This is a genomic window from Lysobacter sp. yr284 (assembly GCF_900107375.1).
Classification (GTDB): domain Bacteria; phylum Pseudomonadota; class Gammaproteobacteria; order Xanthomonadales; family Xanthomonadaceae; genus Lysobacter.
The window spans coordinates 214,530-238,147 of sequence record NZ_FNPT01000006.1 but is presented as its reverse complement, the minus strand read 5'-3'; the positions used below and the strand labels follow the sequence as shown (position 1 = coordinate 238,147).

The window sequence follows — 23,618 nt, the reverse complement described above, 5'->3', positions numbered from 1 at the left end:
GCCCTGGCATCGCCGGCGGCGCGCTGGGCGCCGCGCCGCTACGCCGCGATCAGAACTCCTCGGCGATCGCGTGGCCGATGAACAGCGGCGGGTTGGCGCCGTTGCCGGTCTCGCAGGTGACGCCGTAGTTGATCATCAGCGACAGCAGGTTGCGCGACTCGACCTTGAGCACGTACAGCCCGTTGACCCCGTTGTTGCGGGTGCTGCGCTCGCCCAGGTAGACCTTCTGGAAGGAACTGATGTTGTTGCCGCCGGCGATGACGTTGCCCTGCGGATCTTCCAGGCGCATTTCCAGCTGCGGCGCGCCGGTGCCGTCGAGACGGCAGCTGACGTAGTCCGGCGCCTGCAGGTACAGGCCGAAGCGGTCCTGGCCGCTCAGCAGGCCGAGCAGGGTGCCCAGCGCGCTGGAGCTGGAGGTGCCGATCTTCTTGGAGCGGTCGTCCTGCGGATCGGCGGTCTTGGCGATGCGGAAGTCGCCGTCGAAGGTCGCGTTCTCCTGAGTGGTGCAGTACGCCGCGAACGCCGGGTTGGCGGTCGGGGTGGTGCCGCGGAAGGTCGCCTGCACGTTGCTGTAGTCGCCGGCCGGCGCGCCGGCCGCGCTGAACACGTCGAGGATGCGCACGGTCTCGTTGGCGCTGAGGTTGGTGACCTGCTGGTTGCCCAGCTGCGAGCCCGAGGCGTCGCGCAGCTGCCAGGTCACCTGCACCGGCTCGTTGATCGAAGCCACGAAGCAGTTGCTCTGGTAGCCCGGCGCCGCCGCCTGCCGGCGCAGGCCGGTGACGATCGAGTCGTTGGCGCCGCTGCCGAGCGAGCCGATCTTGAAGCCTTCCACCGAGAAGCCGACGCCGGCGAAGGACTGGATGCGGCTATAGGCCGTGATCGGGATGTTGGCCGCGCTCTGTTCGACCAGGGCGATCTGGCCGTAGTTGCTGGCGGCGCCCGCCGGCACCGCGCACAGGTCGGCCAGAGTGCCCGATGCCACCGCGTTGGGCGCGACGCTGAGGGTGGTGCAAGGGCGCTCGCCGGCGAACGGCGTGCCGGGCGCGCCGTAGTAGGTGACCTTGACGCTCGCCGTGGCGGTTCCGGCGTTGCGCACGAAGATCGTGGAGGAGTAGGTGGAGCTGTTCACCACCAGCGGCAGGCGCAGGATGGTGCCGTAACCATCGGCGCTTTGCGCCAAGGCATTGCCGCTCAGCAACGCCGCGGCCAACAGGCAGTACATACGACGGGCTTTCATAGCAGAGTCCTCTCTCGTCCGTATCTAAGGCCATGGGCGCGCGCCCATGGGCGTACGCTCCGGCCCGTTTCGCTGGGGGCCGGAACCGGGACAACGCGCGATGCGTTGCCTTGCTGCGCAGCGGCCGGCGCTACTGGTCGATCAGCCGGTCGGGGAAAGGTCGCTTGCCGGCGAGGACGGCGGCGATCTCGTCCCTGCCGATGCCGTAGATCTTGGAAATCGCCTCGGGCTGGTCGCGCATCTGCTGCAGGCGCTGGCGCTTGAGTTCCTCGCGCGCGCCCGGCGACAGCGCCAGGCCCTGGTTGTAGACGATCTCGTGCTGTTTTCCGTCGGGGCCCTTGTAGCTCTGCGGCGGCTGCGCCTGCGGCGCGGCGCTGCGCACGGTCTCGGCCACGACGGCCTGGCGCTGCGGCCCGGTCAGTTGCGGCGCTTCGCCCAACGCTTGCGGCTGCGCCGCCTGCGGCGCCGCGCCGAGCGCTTGCTCGCCCGCGGCACCGGCCGCGGCCGGAGCGGACCGGCTCGGCGCGCTCCACGGTTTCCAGATCAGCACGCCGAGAATCAAGACGGCGCTGCCCAGCAGCGCCACGGGAAGGCGCGAAGACGCGGCCATGAATCCCCCTGTTCTGTTTGTCGTTTTCTCGTTCGGATGACGTCGTCGGCGCGCGTTCGCACTTGCATCGACGTGGCGATCATCGCAGATGTTCGCCGTAGTATTTTCAAGCTTTGTATCGCTTCCTAACCCTCAATAACGTGACAAGGGGCGATAAAGCGGCCGCTAAAAATCCAGGGATTCGCTTACTGCAACCCGCGGCTCATCCGAAGTGGGCAGGCGTTCGCGCGGGCTCGTTATTCCGATGAAATCGACCGTGAGCGAAGGTGAGCAAAGCAGAAAATCCAGCGAAAAAACGCCTGCAATCAGCGATCGGATCGATGGCCCGGTGCGCGCCGCGTTCGCGTTTTGATTTGATTGATGCGCTTGCCAAAACCCATCGCGCGCTCGCGCGCGGGCCGAACGCGACGCGAAGCAATGAGTCGTCGAGTTTCATAACCGGCCGGGCATTCGCCGAACTCGCGCCGCACGACGTCGATGCGCCTGTCGGCGCGCGCGCCCAGGCGCATCGCCGCGCCCGGCGCTGCCCACGCGCCGATGCCCACGCGCGCGATGCAGCGATGCGAACGACGTCGGATTCAATCCCAACAGGCGCCGAGATTGCGGCCGCTTCGCCGCCTTGCTAGCATCCCGCGCCCGGCCGCACCCCGCGAACGCCGGCCTCCCCCTGCCGCCGTCCGCGCGGCGCACTACGGCACGGACGCCGGTCCCGGCGTCCGTCCGCCTCAAGGAAAGACATGGTTTCCATCATCGTAATGGGCATCTTCGGCGGCCTCTGCGGCCTGGGTTTCCTCGCCGTCATGGCCCTGGTCGCCAAGAACGGCAAACACCAGTTCGACTACGTCCAGTTCGATTCCGACCAGGACGTCTACGCGCTCGCGCAAGGCTGGGCCGGCCGCAACGGCTATGCGCTCAAGCGCAGCGAAGGCGGCCTGCGCGTCTATCAGAAAGGCACCGGCTTCCTGACCGCGCCGATGTTCCTGGAGATCGACCGCAACGACGGCCGCTGGTCGTTCAAGAGCTACGTGCGCGTCAACGGCCTGGTGGTGCAGGGCGACGTCGGCCTGTCCGGCGACGGCTTCCTGGTCAAGGTGCCGCGCTCGATGGCGAAGAAGGCGCAGAACGAGTTGTACACCGCGGTCGGCCTGGCTGCGCTGAAGTAATCGCACGACGCGCCGGCGGCGAACCCGCCGGCGCCCGCCGCGCGCTCGGGCGCGGGTCCGCACCGCGCGCGCCGACGCTGCATCGGCGCTTTCATTCTCCGGCCCGCCAACGCAGCGCCCGCGCTTGCGCGCGCTGTATCCACGCGTGCTTGCAATCGCTGTAGGCGTGCGAATCCTCGGGATGGCGCGCGCGGCAACGCAACTTGACCGCGTCGTACTCGGCGGCGACGCGCGCATGCGCGCGCAGATAGTCGCGGAACGCCAGATGGCGCCCGGCCTGCGCCGATTCCGCCTCATAGCAATGCGCATGCACCAGCCGCCGCTCGCCGGCCGCATCGCTGAGCGTGCAATAGCGCCGACCCGGCAGGCCGTACTCGCCCCACCAGCGGTACCCCAGCGCCTCGACCTCGCCGCGACGCGCATCGAGCGCGGCCAAGTCGCGCACCACCGGCATCAGGTCGAGCACCGGTTTGGCATGGATGCCGGCGATCGCGGTCGAGCCGATGTGGTGCACCGCGGCCAGCGCCGGCCCGATCGCCGCGGCCAGCGCCGACGCGCGTTCGCGCGCCGCCTGCGCCCAGCGCGGGTCGTGCGGGACCAGTTCGACCCGGATCGGCGGCGGCATGGGCGCTCCTGCGCGGCGGCGGAACCGCGATTTCAAGCGCGCGCGGCGCCCGGGTCAATAGCGCCGCCGCGCCGGCGGCGCGGGCGCGCTCAGGTTTGCGTCTGATCGATGGGGCCGACCGCTGCGGCCGGCGCGGCCTCGTCGCCGTAATAGACCAGGCCGATCTTGATCCGCCCGCGCCCCTGCGCCTTGCGCTGGCGATTGGTGTCGCGCAGCGAATACACGCAGCCGCAGTACTCCTGCTGGTAGAAGCGCTCGCGCTTGCTGATCTCGACCATGCGCTGGGCGCCGCCGCCCTTGCGCCAGTTGTAGTCCCAGTACGCCAGCCCCGGATAACGCGCCGCGGCGCGGTGGCCGCAATCGTTGATCTGCTCCATGTTCTTCCAGCGCGAGATCCCCAGCGAGCTGCTGATCGCGGCGAAGCCGTGCTCGTGCGCGTACAGCGCGGTGCGCTCGAAGCGCATGTCGAAACACATGGTGCAGCGGATGCCGCGCTCGGGTTCGTCCTCCATGCCGCGGGCGCGGGCGAACCAGTTGTCGGTGTCGTAGTCGGCATCGACGAAGGGCACGCCGTGCTGGTCGGCGAAGCGCACGTTCTCGTCCTTGCGCAGCTCGTATTCCTTCACCGGGTGGATGTTGGGGTTGTAGAAGAAGATCGTGTAGTCGATGCCCGCGGCCAGCAGCGCTTCCATGACCTCGCCCGAGCACGGCGCGCAGCACGAGTGCAGCAGCAGCCGCTGGGCGCCGTCGGGCAGGCTCAGCGGCGGCCGCGGCGCGTTCACGCGTCGGCGTCCTGGCGCGCCAGCAGCTGGATCACGCTGGAGAAGTCCAGCCCGCCGCGGCCGGCGCGGGCGTTGAGCGCGTAGAGGTTGCGCGCCAGTTCGCCCAGCGGGATCGGCGAGCCCACGCCCATCGCCGCCTCGGCGGCCAGGCCCAGGTCCTTGAGCATCAGGTCGCTGCCGAACCCGCCGCGGTAGCCGCGCGAGGCCGGCGCGTTCTCCAGCACGCCCGGCCACGGGTTGCACACCTCGGTGGCCCAGCTGCGGCCGGTGCTGACCGCCATCATCTGCGACAGCGCGGCCGGGTCCAGGCCGTGCGCGGCGCCGAGCGCGAGCGCTTCGCCGGTCGCGGCCATGATCACGCCCAGGGCCATGTTGTTGCACAGCTTGGCGACCTGGCCGGCGCCGCTGGCGCCCATGTGGAAGACGTTGCGGCCCATCGCCTGCAGCAGTGGGCGCGCGCGCTCCAGCGCTGCGGCGTCGCCGCCGACGATGAAGGTCAGGGTGCCGGCGGCGGCGCCGGCGGTGCCGCCGGACACCGGCGCGTCGATCATCGCCACGCCGCGCGCGGCGGCCGCAGCGGCGACCTTCTGCGCGCTGGCCGGGGCGATGGTGCTGCAGTCTATCGCCAGCGCGTCCGGCGCCAGCCGCGCCAGCAGGCCGTCCTCGCCGAGGTACAGCCCTTCGACATGGCGGCTGGCCGGCAGCATCGAGATCGCGACCTGCGCGCCGTCCACCGCCTCGGCCGCGCTGGCGGCCGCGCGCGCGCCGAGCGCGACCGCGGCCTCGACCGCGGCCGGCACCAGGTCGAACACCTGCAGTTCGTGCCCGGCCTTGAGCAGGTTGGCGGCCATCGGGCCGCCCATGTGGCCCAGTCCGATGAAGGCGATGCGGCTCATGCGCGCGGCTCCGTGGCGGCGCCCAGGTCGGCCAGCGGATGCGGCCGCGCGGGGTCGGGAACGTGGAAGAAGGCGTCGGCCCAGTGCGCCGTGGCTTGCGCCAGCGTCGCCGGGTTCCAGCGCGGATTGCGGTCCTTGTCGATCAGCAGCGCGCGGATGCCCTCGGCGAAATCGCCGTGCGCGGCGCAGTGCAGCGAAACCCAGTACTCCAGGCGGAAGGTATCGGCAAGCGACAACGACGCGGCGCGGCGTTGCAGCTCGAAGCCCAGCCGCGCCGAGCCGGGCGCGCCGGCGGCGAAGGTCTTGCGCGCGTTCTGCAGCCAGGCGTCGTCGGCGTCGATCGCCTCGATGCGGGCCGCGATCTCCTCCAGCGAATCGCCGGCGCACAGCGCGGCGACGGCGTCGGCGTGCTGTTGCAGCGGTCCCGCCGGCGCCGGTTCGGCCAGGCTCTGCAGCAGCACCGTCAAGGCCGCGCGGTCGCGCGCGGCGTCGAAGCTCCACGGCGCGGCGAGCGCCGCGTCCAGCGCCTGCGCGCGCGCGGCCTCGGGCAGGTGGTGATCGGCCAGCCGCGCGCGGATCGCGTCGCCGGCGTTGAGCGGCGCGCCGGTCAACGCCAGGAACAGGCCGGCGCGCGCGGGCGCGCGCGCCAGCAGCCAGCTGCCGCCGACATCGGGGTACAGGCCGACGGTGATCTCCGGGAACGCCAGCTTCGAGCGCTCGCTGACCACGCGGTGGCTGGCCCCGGCCATCAGGCCGATGCCGCCGCCCATGACGATGCCGTGGCCCCAGCACAGCAGCGGCTTGGGATAGGTGTGGATGCGGTAGTCCAGGCGGTATTCGGTTTCGAAGAACGCCTCGGCGTGGACGTTGCCGCGCGGGTCGGCGAAGTCGTCGCCGTCCCAGCGGCCGCGCGCCTGCCGCTCGCGCATGCCGCGGTACAGCCCGTGCAGGTCGCCGCCGGCGCAGAAGGCCTTCTCGCCCGCGCCCTGCAGCCACACCATCGCCAGCGCCGGGTCTTGCGCCCAGTGCTGCAACTGCGCGTCGAGCAGGCGCGCCATCTCCAGCGAAAGGCCGTTGAGCGTGGCCGGCGCATTGAGCGTGGCGACGCCGATGCGGCCGTGCGCGCCCTGGCGCTCTTCGAACAATACCGGCGCGGCCTGCGCCGCGGCCTGCGCGTTCGCGTCGCTGAGGTGCGCGTTCATGCGTTCTTCCATTGCGGCGCGCGCTTTTCCAGGAACGCGGCCACGCCCTCGACCTGGTCGGCGCTGTCGAACAGGTCGACGAAGGCCTCGCGCTCGCGCACCAGCGCGGTGGCGTGCGGCTGGCTGCGGGTGGCCTGGACCATCGCCTTGCACGCGGCCACGCTGGTCGGGCTCTGTTTTTCGGCCTGCTTGGCCCACTCCAGCGCGCGCGCCAGCGCCTGGCCCTTGGGCGCCACGTCCTCGACCAGGCCGATGCGCAGCGCGGTCGCCGCGTCGATGCGCTCGCCGAGCAGGATCATGCGCTTGGCCCAGCCCTCGCCGACCAGCCGCGGCAGGTTCTGGGTGCCGCCGGCGCACGGCAGCAGGCCGACGGTGGCCTCCGGCAGCGCCAGCTGCGCCTGTTCCTCGACGATGCGTAGGTCGCAGGCCAGCGCGCATTCCAGGCCGCCGCCCATGGCGTAGCCGTTGATCGCGGCGATCGACACGCCGCGGAACGCGCTGAGCGTCTCGAACGCCTCGCCGAAGCGGCGCGCGGCCTCGCGCGCGAGCGCCTTGTCGCCGCCGGCGAACTGCTTGAGGTCGGCGCCGGCGCTGAAGAACTTCTCGCCTTCGCCGACGATCACCAGCGCGTAGACGTCGCGGTCGGCGTCGAGGTCGCGGACCAGGTCGCGCAGCGCGGCCAGGCTGCCGCGGGTCCAGGTGTTGGCCGGCGGGTTGCTCAACGTCACCACCGCGGTGTGGCCGTCGATGCGCAGCTGCAGCCCCGCATAGGTCTTGGCGGACGAACTCATCGCAATTCCTCTTCGCTGTTGAGCAGGTGGCGCGCGATGATCACGCGCATGATTTCGTTGGTGCCTTCCAGGATCTGGTGCACGCGGCAATCGCGCATCAGCCGCTCGATGGGGTATTCGCGGATGTAGCCGTAGCCGCCGTGGATCTGCAGCGCCTCGTTGCAGATCGAGAAGCCCGCGTCGGTGGCGAAGCGCTTGGCCATCGCGCACCACACCGTGGCGTCGGCGCAGCCGGCATCGACCTTGCGCGCGGCGGTGTGGACCATCTGCCGCGCCGCCACCAGCTGGGTGGCCATGTCGGCCAGCTTGAACTGCAGCGCCTGGAATTCGGCGAGCTTCTTGCCGAACTGGCGGCGCTCGCCCATGTAGCGCCGGGCCGCGTCGAGCGCGCCCTGGGCCGCGCCGAGCGAGCAACTGGCGATGTTGAGGCGGCCGCCGTCGAGGCCCTTCATCGCGATCTTGAAGCCGTCGCCTTCCGCGCCGAGCAAGTGGTCCGCCGGCACGCGCACGCCGTCGAAGACGATGCCGCGGGTGGGCTGGCTGTTCCAGCCCATCTTTTCTTCCTTGCGCCCGTAGACGATGCCGGCCGCGTCGGCCGGCACCGCGAACGCGCTGATGCCGCGCGCGCCGTCGCCGCCGGTGCGCGCCATCACCACCAGCAGGTCGGTGGAGCCGGCGCCGGAGATGAAGGCCTTGGCGCCGTCGATGACGTAGTCGCCGCCGTCGCGGCGCGCGCGCGTGCGCAGCGAGGCCGCATCCGAACCCGCGCCGGGCTCGGTCAGGCAGTACGAAGCCAGCCGGCGCCCGCTGGCCAGCTCCGCGCCCCAGCGCGCGCGCAGCGCCGGGGCGGCGTGCGCGGCGAACATCCAGGTGGCCATGTTGTGGATGCTGATGAAGGCCGCGGTGGACGGATCGGCCGCGGCCAGTTCCTCGAACACGATCGCCGCGTCCAGCCGGGCCAGGCCGGAGCCGCCGGCGGCCTCGTCCACGTACAGCCCGCAGAAGCCCAGTTCGCCGGCCTGGGCGATGGCCTCGCGCGGGAACTCGCTGCGCGCGTCCCACTGCGCCGCGTACGGCGCGAGCTGGGCGCGGGCGAAATCGCGCGCGGCTTCGCGGTAGGCCGCCTGTTCTTCGCTGAGTCCGGTCGGCGCGGCCGGATGAACCTGCCAGTCCATGACCGCGGCCATCACTTGAGGCTGATCGTGGTGTTGACGCCGTGGCCCAGCGTGTCGTCGTCGAACCAGCGCGCGGTGACCGTCTTGGTCTGGGTGTAGAAGGTCACCGCCTGCTTGCCGTACGGGCCGAGGTCGCCGAGCTTGGACGCGCGCGAGCCGCTGAAGGAGAACAGCGGCACCGGCACCGGGATCGGCACGTTGATGCCGACCTGGCCGACGTCGATGTCCTCCTGGAAACGCCGCGCGGCCGCGCCGGACTGGGTGAAGATCGCGGTGCCGTTGCCGTTGGGGTTGGCGTTGACCAGGGCGATGGCGTCCTCGAGCGTGTCCGCGCTGAGCACCACCAGCACCGGGCCGAAGATTTCCTCGTCGTAGATGCGCATGCCGGGCTTGGCCGCGGAGAAGATCGTCGGGCCGACGAAGTTGCCGCGCTCGAAGCCCGGCACCGCCGGCGCGCGGCCGTCGAGTTCGAGCGTGGCGCCCTGCTCCACGCCCGAAGCGATCAAGCCTTCCACCCGCTCGCGCGCGGCGCAGGAGATCACCGGGCCGACGTCGGTGCCGGCCTCGGTGCCGGCGTTGACCTTGAGCGTCTTCGCCTTGGCCACCAGGTCGGCGACCCAGTCGTTCGCCGCGCCGACCAGCACCGCGGTCGAAGCCGCCATGCAGCGCTGCCCGGCCGCGCCGAACGCGGCGCCGGCGAGCGCGTTGAGGGTCTGTTCCTTGTTCGCGTCGGGCATCACCACGGCGTGGTTCTTCGCGCCCATCATGCATTGCACGCGCTTGCCGGCGAGCGAGGCGCGCTGGTAGACGTGGGTGCCGACCTTGGTCGATCCCACGAACGACACCGCCTTGATGTCGGCGTGGTCGCAGATCGCGTTGACCGCCGCTTCGCCGCCGTGGACGACGTTGAGCACGCCGTTGGGAATGCCCGCCTGCACCGCCAGCTCGCACAGGCGCATGGTCACCAGCGGGTCCTGCTCGGAGGGCTTGAGCACGAAGGTGTTGCCGGTGGCGATGGCCATCGGGAACATCCACAGCGGGATCATCGCCGGGAAATTGAACGGGGTGATGCCGGCGCACACGCCCAGCGGCTGCAGCAGGGTATAGGTGTCGACGCCGCCGGCGACGTTGTTGGCCAGTTCGCCCAATTGCAGGTTGCCGATCGCCGCGGCGTGCTCGACCACTTCCAGGCCGCGGAACACATCGCCTTCCGCATCGGGCAGGGTCTTGCCTTGTTCGGCGGTGAGGATCGCCGCCAGCTCGCCCATGTGCTCGCGGATCAGCTGCTGGTACTTGAGGAAGATCCGCGCGCGCGCGCCGATCGGCGTCTTGCGCCAGGTCTTGAACGCGCGCTGCGCGGCGGCGACGGCGGCGTCGATCTCCGCCGGCGTCGCCATCGGCACGCGCGCGAGCACGGCCTGGGTGGCGGGATTGACCACCTCGCGCCAGTGCGCAGTGGAGGATTCGACGAACTCGCCGTCGATCAGCAGCTTGACCGTCGCGACGTCGGTCGCGACTGCGTGCATGTCGTTCATGTTGGTCTCCGGATCGCACACCCGCGAAGGCAGGCGCTGCGCGAACGAAGACCGGGCGAAAGGCGGGCGCACGCGCGCCGCACCGCATCCGCTCGTCAGGTCGCCCGCCGCAACGCCCGAGGAGAACGCCGCATCGCGGGCCGCGGCAATGCCGCAGCCGACGCATCGGCGTCCGCCACAGGCCGGTCTCCGGACTCGCGAGCGACGCGGATGCGTCCCGCCGGCGCCTTCCCGCGCGTTCGCGCAGTGGCCGATGCCGGCGTCGTCTCGCCTACCGTTGCGGGGGCAGTGCCGGAATGGGACTCGCGTCCGCACCGGCTTCCCGTTTCACCCTGCGCGCTCGCTGGAGCGGGCGGCAGGACACCTGTGGCGCGCGCAGTGTAGTGGTTCGGCGGCGACAGCCACAAGCTGCGCCGCGGTATGGTCGCCGGCCGTCGCCTTCGTCCGCATCGTCGGCGCCGGCCGGCCGGCGCCTCGCCACCATCGCTGCGCGCTGCGCGACGACACGGCGAACGCGCATCCGCTGCGCGATGGACCGCGCGTTCGGCGAGTGCCTTTTCATCCAGCTGAATTACACATCGCACGGTCGTCGCGGCCCGTCCGATCGGCGGGATCGACGCCGCGCCCGGCTGCGCGCAAAGGCGCGTATAAGGGCCTCAGGCGGCCCGATTGCTGGCAATGCAGGGACGTCGCGCTCGTGCGCGCGCCGCCGGCCCACAGCGCGAACCACGCCGCGTCGCGGCCTGCTCAAGGAGAACCACATGCTCAGGAAGAACCGCATGCCCAAACACCACCTCACCTCGAACGATTCCAGCGCCCGTCGTTTGCGCGGCGCGCCGGCGCTGTGCCTGGCCCTGGCGGTCGCCGCTTCGTCGCCCGCGGCGTCGGCGGCCGACGACGCCGCACCGCGCGATGTGCGCGGCGCATCGCCCGACAGCAGCGCCGGCGGCGCTTATGCGGTGGCCGAACACGGCGAGCATCTGTCGCCGCAGTTCCGCCAGCGCGCCTGGAACGAAATCCGCGCCAACGCGCGCAAGCTCAAGCTCGCCGCCGCGCCGCGATCCGCCTCGGCGCGTTCGCTGGGCGGTTTCGCCTGGCCGATGGCGCTCAACAACGGCCTGGCCGATCCGGGCTATCACGCGATCTCGAACTACGTCGACCAGGCCGGCGGCGGCCAGGTCCTCGACTACAGCTGCGGCGCGCGCAGCTACGACGGCCATCGCGGCACCGACTATTACCTGTGGCCGTTCTCCTGGTACAAGATGGACAACAATCAGGTGAAGGTGATCGCGGCGGCGGCGGGCACCATCGTCGGCCGCTACGACGGCAATTTCGACCGCAGCTGTTCGGTCAACAACAACAACTGGAACGCGGTCTACGTCCAGCACGCCGACGGCTCGGTCGCCTGGTACGGCCACATGAAGAACGGTTCGGTCACCGCCAAGGGCGTCGGCGCGAGCGTGGCGCAAGGCGAATACCTCGGCCTCGTCGGCAGCTCCGGCAGTTCCACCGAGCCGCACCTGCACTTCGAGGTCTACGACGCCAACGCCAACCTCATCGATCCTTACGCCGGCTCGTGCAACGGCCTGAACCTGGCCTCGGCCTGGGCCGCGCAGCGTCCGTACTACGACTCGGCGATCAACAAGCTGATCGTCGGCAACGTGCAGCCGGCCTTCGCGTCCTGCCCGAACGCGGAAAGCCCGAACGAGAACACCGCGCTGCGCTACGGCCAGCAGGCCTCGTTCAGTGCGTTCTATCGCGACCAGCTCAACGGCCAGCAGAGCCAGTACCGGATCCTGCGGCCGAACGGCACGGTGTTCGCTTCCTGGACGCACAACGGCCCGGCGCCGCATTACGCCTCGTCGTGGTGGAACTGGACCTGGAGCAGTTTCGCGCCGACCGGCCCGGCGGGCATCTGGCGCTTCGAGGTCGCTTACAACGGCACGACCTACAGCAAGACCTTCACCTTGTCGCCCTGATCCCTGGGCATTCCAGGCCCGGCGCCGTCAGCGGCGGCGCCGGGCCGCAGCGGCCGCAGCGAAGCGCCGGCCGCGCAAGCTAAATCGCATGAACGAGCGCGGCGCCGCCTCGGCCGCGGCCGCTCTCGCCGGGTCGCCGATCCCGCGGCGTCACTGCCGCCGCCACTCCGCGCACATCGCGCCGGCCGTGCCGCCGAGGAACACCGCTTCGCGGTCCATGCGCCCGTCCAGGCGCTCCACCCACACCTCGGTATGGCCGCCGGTGTCCTGGTTCTGCCGGCGCGCGCGCACCCGCGCCGCGGCGCGGGCGATGTCGCGGTTGGGAAACGCGATCTCCTGCGAACCGTTGATGCGCAGGCGCCAGAACCGCTGCGCATGGGATACGACTTCGTAGATCGTCACCAGCGTGGACATCGGCACTCCATGCGGTCCGGCGATGCGGGGTGGCGCCACGCTAACAAAGGGCAAACGTGATGAATGTAGGAAAACCCCGATTCATCGTCGGCATGCGTCTACACAGGCGTAGACATCCGGTTACGTAACGTAGGCATCCGCCGACGTTCGCGTCGGCGTACCGCACTTTGCCCGCGGGCGAGTTGCGGACCTAGGAAACGGCCTGGACATTCGCTCGCATCATCTACGGAGCGATAAGGAAATGATCCGGGTGTTCATCGTCGATGACCAGCCATTGGTCCGTCACGGATTGCGCTGGATCCTCGGCGCGCACAGCGACATCGACGTGGTCGGCGAAGCCGGCGATCCGCACGAGGCGGTCCAGCGCCTGGGCCAGGCCGCCGCGGACGTGGCCTTGTGCGGCTTCAACCTTCCCGACGACGACGGCCTGGGCCTGGTGCAGCGGCTGCTGCTGCACGATCCGGCGCTGCGCATCCTGATCGTGTCGGTGATCGGCGATGGGCCGATGCCGCGCCGTCTGCTCGCCGCCGGCGCGCTGGGCTACGTGTCCAAGAGCCGCGACGCCGCGGTGGTGGTGCGCGCGCTGCGCGAAGTCGCGGCCGGGCGGCGCTTCATCGACGACTCGCTCGGCGGCCGCATCCTGTTCGAATCCTCGCCGTTCGACCGGCTCAGCCCGCGCGAGCTGGAAGTGACCCGGCTGATGGTCGAGGGCCGGCGCAACCACGAGATCGCGCTGGCCCTGCGCGTGGCCGAATCGACCGTGCGCACGCTGCGCTCGCGCGCGCTGGGCAAGCTGGACGTGCGCGGGGAGGGAGCGTTGATGCGGTTGGCGATCGACCATGGGTTGGTCGCGCGTGGGGGGTGACGACAGGATGCGCGCGCCAGCCCGCCTCGCCGAATTTGCGGCGCGCGACGGGCGCAGTTGCGCCGCAGGTGCGGCGACGGCGGCGGCCCCGTGGCCGCCGCTGCCGCTATAGCTCTGTCAGATCGCCTTCACCGGCGTGCTGGACCGCAACGCCATGCTGGATCGCGTCTGCAGCCGGCAAGGCCCCAGCGTCGCGCTGAACACTAAGCCGTTGGCGGGGTACGCGTGGTCCAGATACGCCGTCATCGTCGCGGTACCGCTGGGATTGGGGCAGGTGACGCCGAACGGGCCGCTGAACGCGATGCGCAGTCCGGCGATGTCGACGGAATACAACGGCGGCGTCATGACCGGCGCAGCAACGACCGGCGGCACCGAGCCGGAGTATTGCCAAATCGCCGAGAAACGCCAGGGCAGCGCGTGGGCGGTGAGCGAATCGCAGTTGCCGTTACCGGTGAATGAGGCCGAAGTGACGGTCGCGGATCCGTTTACGATCGACAACGACATCCGCATGTCGCAGCGCTGACCCGAGCCGACGTAGGAAAACTCGACCGGGCCGTAGAAATCGACGGTCCCGGAATCGGACCAACTCCAGCCGTTCCAGACCTGCAGGCTGGCGGCCCGCGCCGGCGCCGCGGCCTGGAGCGCGAGCAAGACAAACGCCATCGCAGTGATTCGCTTCAATGCGGACATCGCCATCTCCTTAGCGTTGAGTGGGCACGGCCCGGCCGCAACGGCCGGTTCCGTCTGAGTACGGACGCAGCCCGCACGCGAAACGCGAACCGCCGCCCGGCCGCTCACACCCGCTCACCCTTGCGGATCGGCCCAAGGCGCGTGTTCGAACTGCTGCGCCAGGTACTCGATCAAGGCCTGCACCCGCGCCGGCCGCTCGCGGCCCGGCGGGGTCACCACGTGCAGCGCGATCGGCGGCGGCGCCCACTCCGGCATCACCACTTCCAGCGCGCCGCTGCGCAGTTCGCGCCAGACCAGGAACTCGGGCTGCAAGGCCAGCCCCAGCCCCGCCAGCAGCGCGGGATTGAGCGCCTCGGCGTTGTTGACCCGCAGCGGCGCCGGCACGCTCAGCGAGAAGTCGCCGTGGCGCGCGTGGTGGAAACGCCAGGCGTTGCCGAAGCGCGAATACGCGTAGGCCAGCGCGCTGTGCCCGGCAAGCTCGCGCGGGTGGCTGGGCCGGCCGCGCGCGTACAGGTACGCCGGCGCCGCCACCAGCACGATGCGCACGCCGCACAGCCGCCGCGCCAGCAGGCTCGAATCGGCCAGCGACGAGATGCGCAGGGCCAGGTCGTAGCCGCCGCCGACCAGATCGGTGACGCCGTCGTCGAAGTCGATGTCCAGCGCGATCTCCGGATAGCGCGCCATGAACGCCGGCAGCAACGGCGCCAGGTGGGCGACGCCGAACGACATCGGCGCGGCCAGCCGCACCCGCCCGCGCGGACTGCGCGCCTGGGCGGTGACCTCGGCCTCCACCGCCTCGCCCTCGGCCAGGATGCGCGCGGCGCGTTCCAGCGCGCCGCGGCCGCTCTCGGTCAGCGAGATGCGCCGCGAAGTCCGGTGCAGCAAGGTGGTCTTGAGCCGGGTTTCCAGGCGCGAGACGGCCTTGGACACGGTCGCCTGCGACAGGCTCAGTTCGTCCGCCGCGCGGGCGAAGGAGCCCAGTTCGGCGACCTTGGCGAAGATCGCCCAGGCTTCCAGGTCGGGGAGTCGGATCATGCGGCCATTACACCACTTTTGGAAACGATGGTTTTCTATCGTTTCTATTCTAAACCCGATCGCGCAGGCCTATCGTTTCCCCATCGAACGCACACACAAGGAAACGCCGACATGATCGAACTGCGCCCCTATTCCAGCCTCGGCGGCGAAAACCACGGCTGGCTCGACGCCAAGCACCACTTCTCCTTCGCCGGCTACCACGAGGCCGCGCGCATGGGCTGGGGCGCGCTGCGGGTCTGGAACGACGACACCATCGCCGCCAACACCGGCTTCCCGCCGCACTCGCACGCCGACATGGAGATCATCACCTACGTCCGCGACGGCGCGATCACCCACCAGGACAACCTCGGCAACCGCGGCCGCACCGAAGCCGGCGACGTGCAGGTCATGAGCGCGGGCAGCGGCATCCAGCACGCCGAGTACAACCTGGAGCCGGGCACCACCCGCATCTTCCAGATCTGGATCATCCCCGACGCCCGCGGCGGCGCGCCGACCTGGGGCGCCAAGCCCTTCCCCAAGGACGACCGCAGCGGCCGCTTCGTGGTCCTGGCCAGCGGCATCGCCGGCGACGAGGACGCGCTGCCGATCCGCGCCAACGCCCGCGTGCTCGGCCTGACCCTGGCCGCCGGCGAATCGGCCGAGTACGACTTCGACGGCGAGCGCTACGGCTACCTGGTTCCGGCCAAGGGCCGGATCGAGGTCAACGGGACGACGGCGAACGCCCGCGACGGCGCCGCCATCCGCGGCGAGGCGCGCATCCGCGTGACCGCGCTGGAAGACGCCGAAGTCGTGCTGGTCGACACCGCCGCGTAACCCGCGCCGACGCATGCTCGTGCGCGCCACCCGCGCCGCTGTCCGCAGCGGCGCGTGTCCCGCGCGCCTCACCCCTGTTTCCCCCCATTCCTCCGGAGCCCCCATGGCCACCTTCACCACCCGCGACGACGTGCAGCTCTACTACAAGGACTGGGGCCCGCGCGACGGCGAACCCGTCGTCTTCAGCCACGGCTGGCCGCTGAGCTCGGACAGCTGGGAATCGCAGATGTTCTTCCTGGCCGCGCACGGCTACCGCGTCGTCGCCCACGACCGCCGCGGCCACGGCCGTTCCAGCCAGCCGTGGGACGGCAACGACATGGACCACTACGCCGACGACCTGGCGCAGTTGCTCGAACACCTCGACATCCGCGGCGCCGCGCTGTTCGGCTTTTCCACCGGCGGCGGCGAAGTGGCGCGCTACATCGGCCGCCACGGCACCGCGCGGGTCAAGAAGGCGGGCCTGATCTCGGCGGTGCCGCCGCTGATGCTCAAGACCGCCGACAATCCGGGCGGCCTGCCGATCGAGGTGTTCGACGGGCTGCGCGAGGGCTCGATCAAGGACCGCTCGCAGCTGTACAAGGACATCGCCAGCGGCCCGTTCTTCGGCTTCAACCGCGAAGGCGCCAAGCCCTCGCAGGGCATGATCGACTCGTTCTGGATGCAGGGCATGTGGGGCGGCCACAAGAGCACCTACGACTCCATCGCCGCGTTCTCGGCCACCGACTTCCGCGACGACCTGGCCAAGTTCGACGTGCCGACCCTGATCGTGCACGGCGACGACGACCAGATCGTCCCCATCGACGCCGCCGGCCGCGCCTCGGCCAAGCGGATCGAGAACAGCAAGCTGATCGTGTATCCGGGCGCGCCGCACGGCCTGACCGACACCCACAAGGACAAGCTCAACCAGGACCTGCTCGACTTCCTGAAGTCCTGATCGCCCCAAGCCCTTGCGGCGCCCGCCGCAGGGGCTTCGCCCGTCCCCGTGCAGCAGCGGCGCGAGCCGCGGCCGCGGCGCCGCACACCCGACGACGCCGCGAGGCTGCGGCGCGCCTCGCGCCCTACCCGCGAAAACTCCGCGCTCGTCCACACAACCGCATATGCGTTTCGCACGAAATTGTCGGCAATCTGCCCTTTCGTGACCGCCGCAACCGGCGCGCGCGCGGGTCCGTGATCGATTGACCGCGGCAGCACCGCGTGCCCGCCGCAGCACGCAAGAGCACCGAGCGCCATCGCGGCAACCGCCGTCGGCGCTCGCCGCCGACGTCCTTCAGTCCACCTCGACGATAGGACGGACCATCGCCATGAAGACCGCTTCCGCGCCCCAGGCGCCCCCGACCCCGCGCCACGACCTGCATACGTTCTGGACCCTGGCCGACGAACTGCAACGGCAGACCGTCGACCACGCCGGCGCCTTGTTCGCGTTCGTGGAAACCGCCAGCCCGCCGCGCTTGTTCTCGCTGCTGGCGCAGTACCGCAGCTTCACCGATTACTACATCGCCGACATCGCCTTGTTGGTCGCGCGGCTGCCGCCCGGGCGCATGCGCAGCTTCCTCGCCGACATCCTGTACGACGAACTCGGCAGCGGCGACGCGGCGCAGGCGCACCCGCAGCTCTACGACGATTTCCTCGCCAGCCTGCGCATCGAGCACGCGCCGCACGATCGCCAGCCGCTGGCCGCCAACCTCGCCCTGCTCGACGCGGCGCGCGCCGCCCTGGTCGCGCCGGGCGCGAGCGCGGCCTACGGCGTCGGCCTGCGCGGCATGGGCGGCGAATGCGTCTGCCAAGTCTACCTGGCCCGGCTGCACGAGCACCTGGTGCGCAATCCCTACATCCGCGAACACTACGACCGCATCGACTGGATCTTCTGGGACCTGCACGTCGGCGAACACGACATCGCCCACCGCGAAAAGCTGCGCGCGCTGATCGGCGAGCAGATCGGCGGCATGGACGCGGGCGCCGTGGCCGACCTGGAACGCGGCTATCGCGACAGCATGGCGGCGTGGCAGTCGTTCTGGGGCCATATCCATGCCGCGGCCACCGCGCCGGACCCGCAGGCGCACGCGCGCGGCGAGGCCGATCCGGCCCGCGCCGGCGAAGCGTCCATCGCCCAGTTCCATCTCGCCATCGGCGTGCACGACCTGCAGCAGGCGCGCGCGTTCTACTGCGACGTGCTCGGCGCCAAACAAGGCCGTTCGACCCGCAACCTGATCGACCTGGATTTCTACGGCCACCACCTGGTGATCCACCAGGCGCCGCAGGAACCGACCGGCGAGACCGCGTTCGGCTCGGCCTTCTACGGCGAAACGGTGAAAGTGCCGCACTTCGGCATGAACCTGAACTGGCGCGACTGGAGCGCGCTGGCCGAGCGGATCAAAGGCCGCGGCTACGGCTTCATCGACCCGCCGCACGTGCGCATGCGCGAACTGCCCGGCGAACACGCGACCATGTTCCTCGCCGACCCCAGCGGCAACGCCCTGGAATTCAAGGCCTTCCGCAACCACGCCGAAGTGTTCGCGACGATCTTCTCGCCGCACACGCGCGACACCGACAGCCTCGACGGACTGGTGAGGAAAGCCGCGGCGGCGTGAGCCGCGCCCGCGGCCGGCGCGCCGCGCCGGTCGCGGGCCTCGCCTCGCCGGCCTCGCTGCAACGACGCCGCGCGACGCCGGCGCGATCAGTCCTCCATGTAGCGATCGGCGACCGCCAACGCGTCGTCGATCGCCGCCAGCCCATGGCGCAAATCCGCCTCATCGATGTTCAACGGCGGCACGATGTGCAGCCGGTTGCCGGCGGCGAACGGCCACACCCCGCCGCGCTTGCACGCGGCCACCAGTTCGGCCATCGGCGCATTGGCCGCGCCGGCGGCATTGAACGGCACCAGCGGCGCGCGCGTCGCGCGGTCGCGCACCAGTTCGATCGCCCAGAACGCGCCCAGGCCGCGCACCTCGCCGACGCTGGCATGACGCTCGCGCATCGCCGCCAACGCCGGGCCGATGACCTCATCGCCGATGCGGCGCGCGCGCTCGATCAAGCCCTCGTTGCGGTACACGCCGATGCAGGCCACCGCCGCCGCGCAGGCCAGCGGATGGCCCGAATACGTCAGCCCGCCGGGGAACGGCCGCTGCTGGTAGTCCTGCGCGATGCGTTCGCTGACGATCACCCCGCCCAGCGGCACGTAGCCGCAGTTCACGCCCTTGGCGAAGGTGATCAGGTCCGGCACCACGCCCCAGCGGTCGATCGCGAACCACTCGCCGCATCGGCCGAAGCCCGACATCACCTCGTCGGCGATCATCACGATGCCGTAGCGGTCGCACAGCGCGCGCACGCCTTGCAGGTAGCCGTCCGGCGGCACCAGGATGCCGTTGCCGCCGACCACCGACTCGAGCAGGATCGCCGCCACCGTGTGCGGCCCTTCCAGCTCCAGGGTCTGCTGCAGATGCGCCAGCGCGCGCTCGCCCTCCTGCGCTTCGTCGCGCGCGTAGAAACTGGAGCGGTACGCGTACGGCCCCCAGAACCTCACCACCCCGGGCAGGCCGGGCTCGGCGTTCCAGCGGCGCGGATCGCCGGTCAGCGCGATCGCGCCGGCGGTGGCGCCGTGGTAGCTGCGGTACATCGACAGCAGTTTGTGCCGGCCGGTGTGCTGGCGGGCGAGGCGCACCGCGTTCTCGACCGCCTCGGCGCCGCCGTTGGTGAAGAACACCCGATCCAGGTCGCCCGGCGCGACCTCGGCGATCATCCGCGCGGCTTGCGCGGTGGCCGCATTGGCGTGGTACGGCGCGATCGTGCACAGCCTGGCGGCCTGCTCGCGGATCGCCTCGACCAGGACCGGATGCTGGTGGCCGAGGTTGACGTTGACCAGCTGGCTGGAAAGATCCAGCCAACGCGTCCCGTGTTCGTCCCAGAACCACGAACCCTGCGCGCCGGCGACCACCACCGGATCGATCTGCGCCTGCGCCGACCACGAATGCAGCACGTGGCGGCGATCGTCGCGCCAGGCCGCGGAGCGCGCGTCGGTGGCGCCGGCCCGATTCGACGCGGGCGAATGGCCCGTTTCGTCGATGCGGTTCATTCGCGTCTCTCCTGTTTGCCGACGGATCCGCATCATCGCATCGTCGGCGCCCGTCATTGCGGCGACGACGGCGCCACGTCCCAGCGTCCGTATCCCGACAGCCCCGCCGCCGCGGCCAATGCCACGGACGCCGCATTGTCGAGCTGGCAGCGGTACTGCGGCTCCCAGCCCTGCGCCAATGCATGGCGCGCGATCGCCCGCACCACCGCGCGGGCGTGGCCGCGGCCGCGATGGGCGGCCAGGGTCAGTACGCCCAGGTCCATCAGCCGGGATTCGTCCCAGCGGTACATGCTCGCCGCGCATACCAGCCGGCCGTCGGCGAAGGCGCCGAACGCAGCGTCGTGATCGAGCGCGACGTAGGCGTCGTCGCGGTCCTGTTCGCTGGCCTCGGATTCGAACCCCGCGAACGCCGCGGCATCGTCCGGACCCAGCGCGCGCACGTGGGCCGCGGGCGGTTCGGCGAGCACTCCGGCCTGGTCGCGCAACGGGAAATAGAACAAACGATCGGCGCCGTACAACGGCGCACCCGCCTGCGCCAGCGCCTGCCGCAACCCGACCGGGTCCAGCGACGCGCCAACCGCCGCGGCCAGCGCGTCGGCGAGCGCGGGGTCCAGCATCGCGCGCGCACCGGTCCCGGTCTCCAACAAGATCGCGCGGAACCGGGCATGCGCCCGGATGTCGATCGTGACCGTCAGCGCCGGCTCGCGCCAACGCGTCGCATCGCCGGCGAAGGCCTGCCGCCAATGGGTTTCGACGAGGGCGGAGAACATGGACATGCGCGCATACCGGTGTCGGCGACCGGCCGCCATTGTGCACGCCGCGCCCGCCGCGCGCCTCAGCCCCCGCGCAACTCCCGCCGCAGGATCTTGCCCACATTGCTCTTGGGCAACTCATTGCGGAACTCGATCACGTGCGGCACCTTGTACCCGGTCAGATTCGCCCGCGCGTACGTCTTGATCTGCTCGGCCGTCAATGCCGGGTCCGAGCGCACCACCACCAGCTTGACCGCCTCGCCCGACTTCTCGCTCGGCACGCCCACCGCCGCGGCTTCGCGGATGCCGGGCATCGCCGCCATCACGTCCTCGACTTCGTTGGGATACACGTTGAAGCCCGACACCAGGATCATGTCCTTCTTGCGGTCGACCAGGAAAATGAAGCCGCGTTCGTCGATGCGGGCGATGTCGCCGGTGTGCAGCCAGCCGTCGCGGTCGACGGTGCGCGCGGTCTCCTCCGGCTGGCGCCAATAGCCCTTCATCACCTGCGGCCCCTGCAGGCACAGCTCGCCCGGTTCGCCGACCGGCAGCCGCTCGCCGGCCTCGTTCATCACGCAGGCCAGGGTCGAGGGAATCGGCACGCCGATCGCGCCGTTGAACTGCATGTCCTCGACGATGGGATTGACCACCGCCACCGGCGAGCTCTCGGTCAGGCCGTAGCCTTCCACCAGCGGCTTGCCGGTGACCTGCTTCCAGCGCTCGGCCACCGCGCGCTGCACCGCGGTACCGCCGCCGAAGCACATGCGCAATTGAGAGAAGTCCACGCGCTCGAAGCCCGGCGTGTTGAGCAGGCCGCTGAACAAGGTGTTGACGCCGGTGATCGCGGTGAACGGAGTTTTCTGCAGTTCCTTGACGAAGCCGGGCATGTCGCGCGGATTGGTGATCAGCAGGCTGTGGCCGCCGGCCTTGAGGAACACCAGGCAGTTACAGGTCAGCGCGAACACGTGGTACAGCGGCAGCGCGGTGACGATGGTTTCCTGGCCTGGGCGGATCTTGTCGCCGAACCAGGCCGAGACCTGCTGCAGGTTGGCGACCATGTTGCGGTGGGTCAGCATCGCGCCCTTGGAGATGCCGGTGGTGCCGCCGGTGTACTGCAGGAACGCGAGGTCCTGCGGCTCGACGTGGCTGTCGCGCCAGTCGTGGCGCGCGCCGGCGGCGAGCGCGTCGCGAAAGCGCACCGCGCCTTCGATGCGGTAGTCCGGCACCATCCGCTTGACGTACTTCAGCGCGAAGTTGAACAGCGCGCGCTTGGGCGAATCGAGCAAGTCGCCGAGCCCGGTGGTGATCACCCCGGTCAGCTGCTTCGCCACGCCCGCGGCCTCGACCGTGGCGCCGAAGTTGTCGACCACGACCAGCGCCTTGGCGCCGCTGTCGTGGATCTGGTGGGCCAGCTCGCGCGCGGTGTACATCGGGTTGACGTTGACCACCACCAGGCCCGCGCGCAGCGCGCCGAACAGCGCCACCGGGTACTGCAGGCAGTTGGGCAGCATGATCGCGACCCGGTCGCCCTTCTTGAGCGCGAGATCGTGGGCCAGGTAGGCGGCGAAGCGGCGGCTGAGCGCGTCGAGCTCGGCGAAGCTCAGGGTCTTGCCGAAGTTGCTGTACGCCGGCCGCGCGCCGAACTCGGCCACGGTCTTGCGCAACACGTCGGCGATGGTGCCCAGCGCGTCGGGATCGATCTGCGCGGGCACGTCGGACGGGTAGCTGGCGAACCAAGAAGGGGTTGGATCCATGGGAATGCGCGCTCCGGATGCGAGCGGCCACGATAGCAAGCCGGCGCGCCCCACCGGCAGCCCGCAGGCGGCCCGACCGCCTTGCCCAGCCGGGCCGCAAGCCCGCGCCGGCACCGTCCATTCTTTGACCGCGCTTGCGGTATGGAGCGGCGCGCCAGCACGACGCGGCACCGCGCGCTCAGAACTGCGCGTCGAGGAACGCCGCCGCCGCATCCGACAGGCCGACGATCTTGTCGGTGGCCTGGCGATAGAACTTGAAGTTGAGTTCGGTCTGCGGCCGGCCGTCGTCCCACTGCGCATGCGGCTTGAGCTCGGCCCGGCCGAGCGGCCGCCGCGCGGTCGCGGTGCGGCGGATGCGCACGCTGACCCGCGGCGTCTGCCGGGCCACGCCCGGCCGCGGCGGCAGCGCCTCGGCCGCGACCACGGTGCCGCGCGCGAACAGGCCGGCCCCGCCGGCGTTCTCGCTGGCGAACAGATAGACCGTGTCGCCGGCGGCGATGCGCTTGCCGTCGTACATGGTTTTCTGCGCCGCGAACGCGAACGCGCGCGCAGCGGTGTCGCCGACTTCGGTCTTGATCGCGTAAACCGCCATGCCTGTATCCACCGCGCAGGGTTGCGAGCGCAACGCGAACCGGCCCGCGATCCGGCCACGCATCGCCGCGCGCCAGCTTAGCGCGATGCTGCAAAGCGGCATGCACGAGCGTGCGTGGAGAGCCTGCGACGGCCATCGCATTCAGGCGATGGTTTGGCGCGCGCGCCAGTTGACGGCGGTCCGTGCGCGCGCGCAGCGTATGCAGGCGGCGTCGGGGGGCGCCGATCTGCGCAGGCCCGACCGGGCTCGCGCATCGTCCAAGCCCGCAGGCGCCGCAAACGCCATACCCGGATCGGACCGCTGCAGGCACGCAGCGGCCGGAAGGGACTCGCGCTTCATCCACAGAACCCGAAATGGAGGACAGCACCATGCAACAGAATGACGACGTCGTCTCTGGCTGGTTGAACGGTTCCGACAGTGTCGACGGCCAGGACAATCCGGCCGGCTCGCTCTTCATCGAAGGCCAGGCCGCGGCGGAAGCCGCGATGACCGGCACCGGCATGCGCGCCACCCTGGGCGCTTGCGGCACGCTCGGCGGCACCAGCTGCAGCTACGCCGGCGGCTGCCTCTGCTGCTGATCCCGCATGCGGGCGACGCGCAGCCCGGCTTCGGCCGCGGCTGCGCGCCGATAACGCGGTG

Annotated in this window: 24 protein-coding genes and 1 riboswitch; of the genes, 8 read left to right on the top strand and 16 right to left on the bottom strand. The window is 70.7% G+C overall.

All coding sequences use genetic code 11. The features are described from left to right. Positions 1-49 precede the first annotated feature (49 nt). Together BLV01_RS12520 and BLV01_RS12515 are read right to left on the bottom strand one after the other, a co-directional pair. Entirely contained in the window at positions 50-1,237 is a 1,188-nt protein-coding gene (locus BLV01_RS12520) for a hypothetical protein (protein ID WP_139178658.1), read from the bottom strand. Positions 1,238-1,367: 130 nt separating this feature from the next. After that, complete coding sequence (locus BLV01_RS12515; protein WP_139178657.1) at positions 1,368-1,847, bottom strand: hypothetical protein; 480 nt, start codon at positions 1,845-1,847, stop codon at positions 1,368-1,370. A 266-nt stretch (positions 1,848-2,113) separates the two neighbouring features. Between BLV01_RS12515 and BLV01_RS25445 the strand changes: the two genes are divergently transcribed. Continuing rightward, positions 2,114-2,473: a hypothetical protein gene (locus BLV01_RS25445; protein WP_139178656.1), complete on the top strand. Its 360-nt coding sequence runs from the start codon at positions 2,114-2,116 to the stop codon at positions 2,471-2,473. A gap of 111 nt (positions 2,474-2,584) precedes the next feature. Beyond that, positions 2,585-3,010 (top strand): hypothetical protein, encoded by a 426-nt coding sequence (locus BLV01_RS12510; RefSeq protein WP_139178655.1) that lies wholly within the window; start codon positions 2,585-2,587, stop codon positions 3,008-3,010. 91 nt (positions 3,011-3,101) lie between these two features. Here BLV01_RS12510 and BLV01_RS12505 read toward each other — a convergent pair whose 3' ends face one another. From BLV01_RS12505 to BLV01_RS12475, 7 genes are all read right to left on the bottom strand, one after another. Continuing rightward, positions 3,102-3,635, bottom strand: coding sequence for a GrpB family protein (locus BLV01_RS12505; protein WP_091799701.1), 534 nt, complete (start codon positions 3,633-3,635; stop codon positions 3,102-3,104). Between the two features lie 89 nt (positions 3,636-3,724). Next, a complete protein-coding gene (locus BLV01_RS12500) occupies positions 3,725-4,417 on the bottom strand; it encodes an epoxyqueuosine reductase QueH (RefSeq protein WP_091799698.1) in 693 nt (230 codons plus the stop codon). Next, positions 4,414-5,313 (bottom strand): 3-hydroxyisobutyrate dehydrogenase, encoded by a 900-nt coding sequence (gene mmsB, locus BLV01_RS12495; protein ID WP_091799695.1) that lies wholly within the window; start codon positions 5,311-5,313, stop codon positions 4,414-4,416. The genes BLV01_RS12500 and mmsB overlap by 4 nt, the downstream gene beginning before the upstream one ends. Beyond that, a complete protein-coding gene (locus BLV01_RS12490; protein ID WP_091800029.1) occupies positions 5,310-6,515 on the bottom strand; it encodes an enoyl-CoA hydratase/isomerase family protein in 1,206 nt (401 codons plus the stop codon). Before BLV01_RS12490 ends, mmsB begins: the two co-directional genes overlap by 4 nt. Next, entirely contained in the window at positions 6,512-7,306 is a 795-nt protein-coding gene (locus tag BLV01_RS12485) for an enoyl-CoA hydratase (RefSeq protein ID WP_091799688.1), read from the bottom strand. The genes BLV01_RS12490 and BLV01_RS12485 overlap by 4 nt, the downstream gene beginning before the upstream one ends. Continuing rightward, complete coding sequence (locus BLV01_RS12480; RefSeq protein ID WP_091799685.1) at positions 7,303-8,493, bottom strand: acyl-CoA dehydrogenase family protein; 1,191 nt, start codon at positions 8,491-8,493, stop codon at positions 7,303-7,305. Before BLV01_RS12480 ends, BLV01_RS12485 begins: the two co-directional genes overlap by 4 nt. Beyond that, positions 8,493-10,007, bottom strand: coding sequence for a CoA-acylating methylmalonate-semialdehyde dehydrogenase (locus BLV01_RS12475; protein WP_091800026.1), 1,515 nt, complete (start codon positions 10,005-10,007; stop codon positions 8,493-8,495). Before BLV01_RS12475 ends, BLV01_RS12480 begins: the two co-directional genes overlap by 1 nt. Before the next feature lie 171 nt (positions 10,008-10,178). Next, a riboswitch (cobalamin riboswitch) is annotated at positions 10,179-10,399 on the bottom strand. Positions 10,400-10,777: 378 nt separating this feature from the next. Between BLV01_RS12475 and BLV01_RS12470 the strand changes: the two genes are divergently transcribed. Further along, a complete protein-coding gene (locus BLV01_RS12470) occupies positions 10,778-11,995 on the top strand; it encodes a M23 family metallopeptidase (protein ID WP_175485908.1) in 1,218 nt (405 codons plus the stop codon). A 150-nt stretch (positions 11,996-12,145) separates the two neighbouring features. On the opposite strand, the gene BLV01_RS12465 is transcribed toward BLV01_RS12470, so the two are convergent. After that, positions 12,146-12,409: a hypothetical protein gene (locus tag BLV01_RS12465; protein WP_091799683.1), complete on the bottom strand. Its 264-nt coding sequence runs from the start codon at positions 12,407-12,409 to the stop codon at positions 12,146-12,148. A 250-nt stretch (positions 12,410-12,659) separates the two neighbouring features. Between BLV01_RS12465 and BLV01_RS12460 the strand changes: the two genes are divergently transcribed. Continuing rightward, positions 12,660-13,274 carry a response regulator gene (locus BLV01_RS12460; protein ID WP_175485906.1) on the top strand — a complete coding sequence of 205 codons (615 nt, stop codon included), beginning with the start codon at positions 12,660-12,662 and terminating at the stop codon, positions 13,272-13,274. A gap of 117 nt (positions 13,275-13,391) precedes the next feature. Here BLV01_RS12460 and BLV01_RS12455 read toward each other — a convergent pair whose 3' ends face one another. Both BLV01_RS12455 and BLV01_RS12450 read right to left on the bottom strand, forming a co-directional pair. Further along, positions 13,392-13,964 carry a hypothetical protein gene (locus tag BLV01_RS12455; RefSeq protein ID WP_139178654.1) on the bottom strand — a complete coding sequence of 191 codons (573 nt, stop codon included), beginning with the start codon at positions 13,962-13,964 and terminating at the stop codon, positions 13,392-13,394. A gap of 114 nt (positions 13,965-14,078) precedes the next feature. Then, positions 14,079-14,999 (bottom strand): LysR family transcriptional regulator, encoded by a 921-nt coding sequence (locus BLV01_RS12450; RefSeq protein WP_091799678.1) that lies wholly within the window; start codon positions 14,997-14,999, stop codon positions 14,079-14,081. Between the two features lie 111 nt (positions 15,000-15,110). Here BLV01_RS12450 and BLV01_RS12445 point away from each other — a divergent pair, with 111 nt between their 5' ends. The 3 genes from BLV01_RS12445 (at position 15,111) to BLV01_RS12435 (ending at position 18,400) form a co-directional block, all read left to right on the top strand. Further along, the gene (locus BLV01_RS12445) at positions 15,111-15,812 is read left to right on the top strand and encodes a pirin family protein (RefSeq protein ID WP_091799674.1); all 702 of its coding nucleotides are present in this window, start codon (positions 15,111-15,113) and stop codon (positions 15,810-15,812) included. A 103-nt stretch (positions 15,813-15,915) separates the two neighbouring features. Continuing rightward, complete coding sequence (locus tag BLV01_RS12440) at positions 15,916-16,746, top strand: alpha/beta fold hydrolase (protein WP_091799671.1); 831 nt, start codon at positions 15,916-15,918, stop codon at positions 16,744-16,746. Positions 16,747-17,113: 367 nt separating this feature from the next. Beyond that, positions 17,114-18,400: an iron-containing redox enzyme family protein gene (locus BLV01_RS12435; RefSeq protein WP_091799668.1), complete on the top strand. Its 1,287-nt coding sequence runs from the start codon at positions 17,114-17,116 to the stop codon at positions 18,398-18,400. Between the two features lie 86 nt (positions 18,401-18,486). Here BLV01_RS12435 and BLV01_RS12430 read toward each other — a convergent pair whose 3' ends face one another. From BLV01_RS12430 to BLV01_RS12415, 4 genes are all read right to left on the bottom strand, one after another. Further along, complete coding sequence (locus BLV01_RS12430) at positions 18,487-19,881, bottom strand: aspartate aminotransferase family protein (protein WP_091799665.1); 1,395 nt, start codon at positions 19,879-19,881, stop codon at positions 18,487-18,489. A gap of 53 nt (positions 19,882-19,934) precedes the next feature. Next, complete coding sequence (locus BLV01_RS12425) at positions 19,935-20,657, bottom strand: GNAT family N-acetyltransferase (protein ID WP_139178653.1); 723 nt, start codon at positions 20,655-20,657, stop codon at positions 19,935-19,937. Positions 20,658-20,716: 59 nt separating this feature from the next. Beyond that, positions 20,717-22,387 carry an AMP-binding protein gene (locus BLV01_RS12420; RefSeq protein ID WP_091799662.1) on the bottom strand — a complete coding sequence of 557 codons (1,671 nt, stop codon included), beginning with the start codon at positions 22,385-22,387 and terminating at the stop codon, positions 20,717-20,719. A 178-nt stretch (positions 22,388-22,565) separates the two neighbouring features. Next, entirely contained in the window at positions 22,566-22,979 is a 414-nt protein-coding gene (locus BLV01_RS12415; RefSeq protein WP_091799659.1) for a hypothetical protein, read from the bottom strand. 353 nt (positions 22,980-23,332) lie between these two features. Here BLV01_RS12415 and BLV01_RS12410 point away from each other — a divergent pair, with 353 nt between their 5' ends. Further along, positions 23,333-23,557: a DUF6229 family protein gene (locus BLV01_RS12410; RefSeq protein WP_091799657.1), complete on the top strand. Its 225-nt coding sequence runs from the start codon at positions 23,333-23,335 to the stop codon at positions 23,555-23,557. The last annotated feature ends 61 nt before the right edge of the window (positions 23,558-23,618 follow it).